Source organism: Streptomyces sp. NPDC051172 (assembly GCF_040682555.1).
GTDB lineage: Bacteria > Actinomycetota > Actinomycetes > Streptomycetales > Streptomycetaceae > Streptomyces.
In genome coordinates this window covers 24431-33838 of sequence record NZ_JBFBBE010000102.1, presented here as the reverse complement: position 1 = coordinate 33838, position 9408 = coordinate 24431, and the positions used below count along the sequence as shown (strand labels likewise).

Annotated in this window: 9 protein-coding genes, 1 tRNA gene and 2 pseudogenes; 6 read left to right on the top strand and 6 right to left on the bottom strand. The window is 69.6% G+C overall.

Annotated features, from left to right (window positions below; genetic code table 11):
* A pseudogene (locus tag AB0N07_RS39050) lies at positions 1 to 259 on the top strand (hypothetical protein); the annotation flags it as partial.
* A gap of 188 nt (positions 260 to 447) precedes the next feature.
* Here AB0N07_RS39050 and AB0N07_RS39045 read toward each other — a convergent pair.
* Complete coding sequence (locus tag AB0N07_RS39045) at positions 448 to 672, bottom strand: DUF2277 domain-containing protein (RefSeq protein WP_365843612.1); 225 nt, start codon at positions 670 to 672, stop codon at positions 448 to 450.
* A gap of 94 nt (positions 673 to 766) precedes the next feature.
* Between AB0N07_RS39045 and AB0N07_RS39040 the strand changes: the two genes are divergently transcribed.
* Positions 767 to 1666: a 2-dehydropantoate 2-reductase gene (locus AB0N07_RS39040; RefSeq protein ID WP_365843605.1), complete on the top strand. Its 900-nt coding sequence runs from the start codon at positions 767 to 769 to the stop codon at positions 1664 to 1666.
* Positions 1667 to 1697: 31 nt separating this feature from the next.
* On the opposite strand, the gene AB0N07_RS39035 is transcribed toward AB0N07_RS39040, so the two are convergent.
* On the bottom strand, positions 1698 to 2234 hold the full coding sequence (locus tag AB0N07_RS39035) for a GNAT family N-acetyltransferase (protein WP_365843603.1): 537 nt from the start codon (positions 2232 to 2234) through the stop codon (positions 1698 to 1700).
* Between the two features lie 100 nt (positions 2235 to 2334).
* Between AB0N07_RS39035 and AB0N07_RS39030 the strand changes: the two genes are divergently transcribed.
* Together AB0N07_RS39030 and AB0N07_RS39025 are read left to right on the top strand one after the other, a co-directional pair.
* Positions 2335 to 2661 carry a hypothetical protein gene (locus AB0N07_RS39030; protein WP_365843601.1) on the top strand — a complete coding sequence of 109 codons (327 nt, stop codon included), beginning with the start codon at positions 2335 to 2337 and terminating at the stop codon, positions 2659 to 2661.
* 254 nt (positions 2662 to 2915) lie between these two features.
* A complete protein-coding gene (locus tag AB0N07_RS39025) occupies positions 2916 to 3563 on the top strand; it encodes a hypothetical protein (RefSeq protein WP_365843599.1) in 648 nt (215 codons plus the stop codon).
* Positions 3564 to 3656: 93 nt separating this feature from the next.
* Here the strand turns inward: AB0N07_RS39025 and AB0N07_RS39020 are convergent.
* Together AB0N07_RS39020 and AB0N07_RS39015 are read right to left on the bottom strand one after the other, a co-directional pair.
* A tRNA-Val gene (locus AB0N07_RS39020) sits at positions 3657 to 3728 on the bottom strand.
* A gap of 75 nt (positions 3729 to 3803) precedes the next feature.
* Positions 3804 to 5444 (bottom strand): annotated as a pseudogene (locus AB0N07_RS39015) (IS200/IS605 family accessory protein TnpB-related protein).
* A gap of 205 nt (positions 5445 to 5649) precedes the next feature.
* Here AB0N07_RS39015 and AB0N07_RS39010 point away from each other — a divergent pair.
* Both AB0N07_RS39010 and AB0N07_RS39005 read left to right on the top strand, forming a co-directional pair.
* On the top strand, positions 5650 to 6432 hold the full coding sequence (locus AB0N07_RS39010) for a DUF4097 family beta strand repeat-containing protein (RefSeq protein ID WP_365843597.1): 783 nt from the start codon (positions 5650 to 5652) through the stop codon (positions 6430 to 6432).
* A gap of 81 nt (positions 6433 to 6513) precedes the next feature.
* Positions 6514 to 7887: a hypothetical protein gene (locus AB0N07_RS39005; protein WP_365843595.1), complete on the top strand. Its 1374-nt coding sequence runs from the start codon at positions 6514 to 6516 to the stop codon at positions 7885 to 7887.
* Here the strand turns inward: AB0N07_RS39005 and AB0N07_RS39000 are convergent.
* Entirely contained in the window at positions 7852 to 8085 is a 234-nt protein-coding gene (locus tag AB0N07_RS39000; RefSeq protein ID WP_365843593.1) for a hypothetical protein, read from the bottom strand. The genes AB0N07_RS39005 and AB0N07_RS39000 overlap by 36 nt on opposite strands.
* On the bottom strand, positions 8082 to 9359 hold the full coding sequence (locus AB0N07_RS38995; RefSeq protein ID WP_365843610.1) for a hypothetical protein: 1278 nt from the start codon (positions 9357 to 9359) through the stop codon (positions 8082 to 8084). Before AB0N07_RS38995 ends, AB0N07_RS39000 begins: the two co-directional genes overlap by 4 nt.
* Positions 9360 to 9408: the final 49 nt, after the last annotated feature.

The following is a 9408-nucleotide window of genomic DNA, read 5'->3' as shown; positions in this document are numbered from 1 at the left end:
CGAAGGTCAGCTGATCGACGGTCGTATTGGCGTCCATGTTGACGTTGAGGGCGTGCTGACGGATGCCGAGACGGACCTCGGGGCCCCAACGGGCGCCCTCGCAGGCCTGACCTGGGCGACCTACAGCGTGGCTCTCGGCTACTACGGCGGCCAGTGGCTGGGCACCACCTGGGTGGCCACGGCCGTCTCGGTCCTGGCACTGTTCGGGGCAGGGGCAGGAGCGGCGTACGTGATGCGCCGCCCGGCGAAGGCGTCGTAGGCCTGAGGGCCGGAAGGGCCCTGAGCCGGGCGGGCGAAATCCGCGCCGGGTTCGGGCAGCGCCCCCTCAGGGGCGCGGGACTGTGTCGATGTGCGGCTCCACCGCGCGGGGGCGACCAGCCACAACGCAGCCGCAGACGACTGGCAACCGACAACCCTTCGCACCCCGCGGCGGAGCCGCAGAGCACGCTAGGCGGACGCCTTCTGCCCCCGCACCTCAAGCCCGGCCAACAACTCGGCCGTAGCAGCGGCGATCGCGTCGACAGCCTGCTCGAAAACCTCCCGATTGTGGACGGCCGGCGCCCGAAAGCCGGACACCTTCCGCACGAACTGCAGGGCCGCAGCCCTGATCTCTTCCTCCGTCGCCTCTTCGGGCAACGCGGGCGGGCGAAGTGTCTTGATGCTCCGGCACATGAGACCAGTCTCACGCACTTCCACCGCGCCTGGAATGATCCGTTGCGAGGCGGCCACCGTTCCGGGGCCGACCGACGAAGGGAACAACAGAATCATGGCGAACGAACTCAGTGTTGCCGTCCTCGGCCCCGGCGGCATCGGCGGCCTGCTCGCCGGGCTGCTGTCCCGCGCCGGCCACCGTGTGATCTGCCTGGCCGGCGAGGCCACCACCGCGACGCTGCGCACGGACGGGATCCGCATCCGCAGCGGCCTGTTCGGCGACTTCACGGCCCGCGTGGACGCGGACACCGCCCTGCGGGAACCGGTCGACGCCTGCCTGGTCGCCGTCAAGCACACCTCCCTGGACGCCGCCCTCGACCGCGTCCCGCCCACGGCCCTCGGCGACGCCCTCCTCGTACCGTTCCTGAACGGCGTCGAACACCCGGCGACCCTGCGCGCCCGCTACCGCCCCGACCTGATCGCCCCCGCGGTCATCCGCGTCGAGTCGACCCGGGTCGCGGCGGGAGTGATCGAGCACGGCAGCCCCTTCGCCGAGATCGACCTGACCGGCCAGGGAGTGGACCGCGACCGGCTGGACTCCCTCGCCGAAGCTCTCGACACCGCCGGTCCGGCAACCCGCGTACTCGACGACGAGACGGCCGCCCTGTGGGCGAAGATGTCGTTCCTGGCGCCGTTCGCCCTCCTCACCACCAGGTACGGCCTCACGCTCGGCGATGTACGCACCCGGCACCGCGACGAGCTGACGGCCCTGGTGGCGGAGACGGCCGCCGTCAGCCGCGCGAGCGGAGGCCCGGCGGATCCGGCCCAGGCACTGGTCCGCTACGACGCCTTCCCGCCCCGGACCAAGTCCTCGATGCAGCGCGACGCCGAAGCGGGACGCCCGCTCGAACTGGACGCGATCGGCGGGGCGTTGCTGCGCGCGGCCGAGCGGCACGGGGTGAGCGTGCCGGTGACCGCGCGGGTGGTACGGGAGCTGGCGGACACCGGCCACTGACGCCGGAGCAGCAAGGCCCGAGCAGGTCCCGTCACACCGCCTGCCGTATGGAATGGCGTGGGGACTCCAGATCCACCCGCCAGTCGTGGGACGTGATCCAGTGCCCCTTCGGATACTCGATGTCGACGGGCCCGAGCAGGGTGAACCCGGCCCGTCGACAGACGGAGTTCGACGGGCCGTTGTCCTCCTTCGGGAAGGCGTGCAGATACCGGTGCTCACCGGCATCCCGCGCAGCCTCGGCAACGGCCCGCGCCGCCCGTACGGCCAGCCCCCGACCCTGGAACTCGGGCAGCACCCCCCAGCCCGCCTCCCACACCGTGCCGCCCCGCCACTCCCGGGCCCAGAACCCGACCGAGCCCACGCTCTCCCCACTGCCCGCCAGCACGACCCGGTACATCCGACCGGACTCCGGATCCAGGTACCGCCGATGCCGGTCGGCGAGCTTCTCCTCACTCTCGGGCCCGCCCAAGTGCACCGTCATCTCGGGGCTGTTGGTCCGCTGCAGCAGCCAGAAGTCACCCTCGCCCCAGGGTTCCAGCCGCACCTTCTCCACGCCCGCGAAGTCCATGCCGCCCACCATAGGAGCCGGGTCTGACAACGCCGGGGCTGCGCACATGAACCCCGGAAGGAACTCGCATCCCAAATTCGAACAGGCGTAGCATTGGGTCGTGGCTACGACCTACGACTTTCCGAGTGACCTCCTCGCCGGTCAGGAGGAGCTGCATCAGGTCCGTTCGGAGCTGTCGGCCCTGCTCAAGCGGCTGCCCTGGTCGGTCGAGCCCCTGGACGGCTTCAGCGACACGGGCGGCTGGCGCAAGGTGGAGCGCCCCGCCTCCCCCGGCTGGACGGCGGACGAACAGGCCGAGGTGGAGAAGCTCCGCCGACGCGAACACGAGCTCGCCGTGTTCGTCAGCACCCACCGCTTCTGGTCGGAGGTCGCCACCGAACAGCGAGTGGACGCCCGCACCAGGCTGAAGCACGCCCACGAGGCATGAACGGCATGACCCGAGAAGACCCCGGCCGTGATCGGCCGGGGTCTTCTCCTCTGGAGCACCCACGACGACCTTCGCCACGCGGGAAGCTCAAGGCAGTTGAGGTCGCTCGCCACGAGAGGCATACCCCCTAGGCCACACGGCACCGATACGCGGGTGTTGATCACGATCAGGTGAAGATCGCCAATTTGAGGCAACCACACGGATCCTTCACCAGTCACACACGCGCAAGCCACAAGCACGCCCCAGGGGGGAACATGAGCAACCAATACCCGCAGCAGCCCGGCTGGAACGGCCCGCAGCAGCCTGGGCAGCCTCAGCCGTGGGGCGGCGGCCCGCAGCAGGGATGGGGCGCGCCTCCGCAGCCGCCGAAGAAGGCCGGCGCCGGGAAGATCATCGGGTTCGGGTGCCTCGGATTCGTCGCCGTGCTCGTGCTGATCGGCATCATCGGTGCCGTGGCAGGAGGCGGCAGCGACTCGAAGTCCAACAAGGCCGACGGCTCCGACAACGTCAAGGCCACCGCCGACGCGCCCAAGAGTCAGAAGCCGGCCGCCGACAAGAGCAAGAGCGAGGAGGCGAAGAAGACCGACACCAAGCCTGCGCCGAAGGTCGTCACCTTCAAGGTGTGGGGAACCGCCCCCGCCGGTGCCCTCGGTCCGCTCGACATCACGTACGGCTCGGACTCCGACACCCGCGAGGGAAGCTTCAAGAACGGCAAGTTCGAGGCCACCCTGCCCCTGAACAAGAACGCGATGTACTACACCGTCAACGCGCAGCTTCAGGGCTCCGGGGACATCAACTGCTCGGTCACGGTCGACGGCCACACCAAAAAGGGCCACGCGGCCGGTGGCTACAACATCTGCGACGCCCAGCTGAGCTCCGGCCTGCTCGGCGGCTGGAACTGACCGGCAGCACCATGCGCCCCACCACCGCTTGATCACAGGAAAGGCCTCCCGGTGATCACACCGGGAGGCCTCTGACCTGCTGTTCAAATCCGGTGGGCGCGGACGGTTTCGAACCGCCGACATCCTGCTTGTAAGGCAGGCGCTCTACCGCTGAGCTACGCACCCTGGACAGGTCGACAGCCTACATTGTCCCGGGCGCTGTCCTGCAATCCGTATCACGGGCGGGCAGGACTGCAGCCATTACTCCTGGAGACCGAGCGGAAGCACGTCCTGTTCCCAGGACGCATGCTCGGCCGCGTGCCCCGAGCGGTGTTGGGCACGCTGGTCACCCACATTCACTCCGCGTCCAGACGGCACGAATCGTGTCCGTCGTCCGGGAAGGCGGGGGCGGGGTCCCTCACGCCCCTGGGTGCCCGGTCCGGCCTGGACGGTCCGATGCCCGTACCCATCGCTCTGGTGGGTACGGGGCGGTGCCGTCCGTCGCCGGATCGAGTGCCCGAGGGCGCGCCGTCCGATCGCCACGGCTGCCGCGTCGTGGCGAGTGGTCTTACGGATCTTCGTGGTGAGGGGTTTCTGCCAGTGCTGGGCGCCCCAGCGACTGGTGTACGCCGGGTCCACGGCGACGATCGCGACATTCTGCTCGGCGGCCATCGAGACGAGTCTGGCCCTGAGCCTGGCGGTCGGGAAGCGGGAGATGAGTCGGCGGAAACGCTTGCTTCCACCGTGGGCCTCCCGTGTGCTGCCCTCGCTGAAGTCGAGGTCTTCGATCGCGATCGCAGCCGCCCCGGTCCTCCGAGTGTGGTGGAGCAGCCGGGTCAATGGGTGTCTGATCTGGGCGTCCCGGTGCTGTCCGCTGCCCGACAGGTCGTAGAAGAACCGCAGGGGCTGGCCGACCGGGTTGCCGTGCACGTCGAGGCGTCAGGCGGCGAGGTGATCGTCGTTCATGTCGACTGCGACAACGCCGCGTGCCAAGGCTCCGTCAAGCGGCAGGACAGGTACGGGCGCGCGCTGCCAGGAGGCGGTCACGTACCAGCGGTCGCGAAGGACGCCGTGGTTGATGCGATAGGCCACCGCCCGGTTCGCCGCAATCCGGTCCCGCCATTCGCCCGCCCTGTGACTGAATGTCACATCCGCATTCAGCACGTACCGGCCGTGCGGTGCATTGGCCAGGTGGGCGAGAACAGCCGGTAGCTTGATCGAGAGCTGTCCGGTGTCAGTGACACGGATGGTTTCGTTGCCCCAGCGTTTGCCGGACTCTCCGTCTGCAGCCAGGAACATGCGTGCGGCATCCCAGCGTTCCCGCCACGCCTGCGCGCTGAGCCCGGACTCGTCCAGATGATGCCGCAGGTGTGCGAGTTCCTTGCCGCCGCGGACCACACGCACCCGCCCTGTTGACCAGTCCGCCTCCCGGACTACCAGCCGGTCGCGAAGCAGTTGAAGGCGTCGCGACTTGGCATGCCATTCCGATCGTGTGGCATAGCCACGCAACAACCCGGCTCGCTTGTCGGCCTTGGCACCCAGCGGCCGAGCCAGCCTGGCCTCGATCCGAGTGATCTGCCCCCGCAGCCACGCCATCTCGGCAGCCTGTCCACGCCTGGCCAGCGCCCACTGGTCATGCGTCGCCTTCGTGACACTTCCCGCCCACCGAGCCGACGAGAGCCCCGACAGCTCCCGCTTCCGCGCCGCCCAAGAGGAAGCATCGCGGCCGGCCCCCTCCCGGGACCGCACCGCGAGATCCTTCGACGCCAGAGAGCCGAGGAACACGCCCACTGCGGTCAGCACTGCCGCCTCTGCCGACGACACCCGGAGCCGCGAGCGGATCGTCACGCCGGCAGGACCGGGCACCACGAAGGGCGGCAACAACCCACGCAGCCCGGCCATGGCACCCCTTCGACGCTGAAGATCGGTTCATCATATGCAACGACGACCATCCGAAAAGGTCACTCATTCGATGCACGCACGCGTGTCCTTCAAGCCCATACGGGGGCTACCCCCACCCCAGATCCGGGAGCCGCCCGGATCCCCCCGCCGCCCTCCACTCCGTACGGTCGAAGCACTTCAGCATCCGTTCAGGGGGAGAATCGTCATGGCCCGCGTCCGCACCCGTCCCGTTGTCGTCCGTGCCGGTCTTGCTGCCGGGGTCGTAGGGGTTCTTGTGGGCGGTGTTACCGCCTGCGGGGCTTCCGCGGGGGACGACAAGGAGCCCGATCATCGGGCGTTCGCGTTGGCGGGGCGCACCCTCACCGTGGATTCCGACGACTCGGCGCTGGAGATCGTCGCCGCGGAGGGGAATCCGGCGGGGAAGGTCGAGGTCACCCGGTGGTTCCAGGGGACCGTCGCCCTCGGGAAGGGCCCGAAGGTGAGCTGGAAGATGGAGGGCGACCGGCTGACGCTGCGGATGAAGTGCTCCGGTGTCGTCGCCGACTGTTCGGCCAGGCATCGGATCGAGGTGCCGCGCGGGGTCACCGTGAAGGTCGAGGACGGGGACGGGAGCGTGCGGGCGCGGGGGTTCGAGGATGCGTTGAGTATTCGTACGGGGGACGGGTCCGTGCGGGTCACGGACTCCAGCGGGCCGCTGGAGGTGCACACCGGGGACGGGTCCGTGCATGCCGCCGTGTCCTCGCGGCGGGTGCGTGCCGTGACGGGTGACGGTTCCGTGGACCTCGAACTCGGTGCGGTGCCGGACCTGGTGGACTCCCGCAGCCATGACGGTTCGGTGACCGTCGCGCTGCCGAAGGCCACGTACCGGGTGACGACCCAGACGGGCGACGGCTCGGTGGACGTGTCCGTGCCGCGGTCCGACTCCAGCTCGCACGTGGTGTCCGCGCGCAGCGGTGACGGCAAAGTCACCCTGAAGACCGCGAACTAACCGGCCCGTGTGTTCGTCCTTAACCGGTGGGAGAATGAAACGAGGCACCGGCCAGGACGGATGACAGCACGGGAGAGGGATGTGACGGCGACACCTTCGCAGCCGTACTCGCCGTTGGTGCCGGGTGCACACCGTCAGGCGATGAGGGATGTCTTCACCCTTGTCGCCCTGCCCCTCGTCGCCGCGCTCGCGCTGCCCGCCGCGTTCGCCGGCGGGGGCACCCGGCGCTGGTTCGGCGGGCGGGCCGAGGGTCAGCGGGCGGAGGCGCAGGCTGCGAAGGACGCCGCGGCGGCCGCGTTCTACGAGCTGGACACCGCCCAGCGCGATCTGCGGATCTCGATCGAGACGATCAGGGCCGTCGACGACACTCCCGCCGCCCGTCGGGCGGTGTCGGACTTCGAGGCGCTGGGGCGGCGGATCGACGAGGCCAGCCATCGCTATATCGAGGCCGTCGACGCGCATGATCTCGACCGGGACGATCTGGAGGCGTCGGTCGCGGCACACGCGCGTACCGAGCTGACCAGGGCCAAGGACGATCTGGCGAACGTCAAGCGGGAGCTGGATCGTTTCGGTGACAGTCTCGGGCCGCTGCTCGGCAAGGCGGAGACGCAGCTGGCCCGGCTGGCTCCGGCGGTGGAGCGGGCGCGGCAGGGGCTGCTCGCCGCTTCGAACGCCCTGGATGCGGTACGGGAGACGAAGCTCAGGGCGGACGATCTCGCGGCCCGGCTGGCCGCTCTCGGCCCCGAGCTGACGAAGCTCAACCAGGGTGCCGGGCAGCACGGGGTGCCGCAGACGCTGGAGCGGGCCGAGCGGGTGGCGCGGGAGGCCGAGGCGATCCGGGTGGAGGCCGAGCGGCTGCCGCAGAAGGCGGCCGACATCGACCACCGGCTCGTCTCGCTGCGTACGCGCGCGCAGGCGCTCACCACGCGTGCCGGGCAGGTCGATCCGGTGCTGAGCGAGTTGCGACGGCGGTTCGTGGCGGATTGCTGGCAGGACCTGCAGCACGTGCCGGAGCAGGCCGCGGAGAACGTGCGCCAGGCGGAGCGGAAGCTGAAGGAGGCGCAGGCCGCGCGGGACGCCCAGCGCTGGCCGGACGCGACCTCGCTGCTGTCGACGGTACGGTCGCTGCTGAACACGACGGACGAGTCGGTGTCGGCGGCGCGGGACCGGCTGCAGCGGCTGAACGCCGTGCAGAAGGATCCGCAGCAGGAGATCGACCGGACGCGGTTCGCGATCCGGGACGCCCAGCGGCTGGCGATGACGGGCCGGTCGACGCCGGATCCGCGGCACGCACGCCCGCTGGACGAGTCGGTGGCCCGGCTGGAGCGCGCGATCGCCGGCCTGGAGGGCCGCCACCCGGACTACTGGCACTTCCTCACCGAGACGGAGGCGGTGCGCCAGACGGTGGCCCGGGTCGTCTCACAGATCCGGGAGGAGCGCGGCGGCGCCCACTGAGCCGCCGCTGTCGACGGTGACCTCGGTGTCGGCGGCGGTGCAGGTCTCGCCGAGTGCGGCGAGCCGGGAGCGGGTGCCGTGCAGGGAGGTCGCGGTGCCGGCCTCGGAGGCGACCGTCAGCTGCCGTACAACGGGCTCTGGCCGCACTGGATTTGCTGCATCCCGCCAGGGTTTCTCCTTGCGGTGGGGGCGGTTCATTTCACGACCGTGGACCAGGCGGGCGACTGTGCGGGGTCCAGGCCGCGCAGTCGTGCCAAGGTCTCCGGCTTCTGCACGTCCAGCCAGTCGGCCAGTTCCTTGAAGGACACGCACTTGACGCCCTTCTTCGTGCAGACGTTCTTGACGATCTGGTCGACGGCCTTCATGTAGATGCCGCCGTTCCAGTCCTCGAAGTGGTTGCCGATGAACAGGGGGGCGCGGCTGCCGTGGTAGACACGGTTGAAGCCGTTCATGTAGGAGGCGACGGTCTGCTTCTCCCACTGGGGGTAGTCGGCGGGGTTACCGTGGGTGGCGCCGTCGGACTGGTTGTAGAGGAAGTTGGAGTCCGTCGACAGGCCCTGGTAGTCGGTGCCCGAGTACGGGAGCAACTGCAGCGGGAAGTCCCAGACGCCGTTCTTCTTGGCGGGCCAGATCTGGAAGTCGCCGGTGGAGGAGGCGTCGTAGCGCCAGCCGTAGCTCTTGATGGCCTTGAGCAGGTTCTTCTGGCCCTCGAGGCAGGGGGCGCGGCCGCCGGTGACCTCCTTCTTGAAGTCGAAGGGCAGGGCGGGGACGTCGGCGAAGCCGGTGTCGGTCTTCCACTTCTCGGCGAAGGCGTAGAACTGGTCGATCTCGCTCTTCCACTCGTCGACGCTCCAGTCGCCGCCGCCCTTGTCGCCGCAGAAGTGGCCGTTGAAGTGGGTGCCGATCTCGTTGCCGTCCTGGTAGGCGAGGCGCAGCTGTTCCAGGGTGGTGCGGATGTGGTCGTCGGTGGCGTAGCCGACGGCGGCGGCGCCTGCCGGGTGCTGGGGCGGGTGGTAGAGCTTCGCCTTGTCCTTGGGCAGCAGGTAGATGCCGGTGAGGAAGAACGTCATGTGGGCGTCGTACTTCTTCGCCAGCTCCCGGTAGTGGGAGAAGAGATGGTCGCTGCCCTCCAGCGCGCCGTCCCAGGAGAAGACGACGAACTGGGGAGGTTTCTGGCCGGGCTTGAGGGGTTCGGCCTTCAACTCGCCCGGCTGCGGGCCGGTGTCGGAGGTGGAGCCGTCGCCGAAGATCTTGGTCTTCCCGTCCCAGGTGGGTGACGGGGCGGTTCTCGGGGCGACGGTCTTGGGGCTCTTGTCGGTCTCGGCGGCGGGCTGAGTGTGGTCCTGGCGGGTCAGTATCAGGGAGGCGGCGACCAGTGAGGCCACCATCAGGAAGGGTGCCAGGGTCGTGAACCCCAGCCGGGAGGTGCGGCGGTCGGGGCCTCCGCGGCGTCGGCCGGTGGGCGGTTTCATGCCGGGCATGCGGTGCTCATTCTGGGAGGGGGGTGGGGGGTGTGGTGCG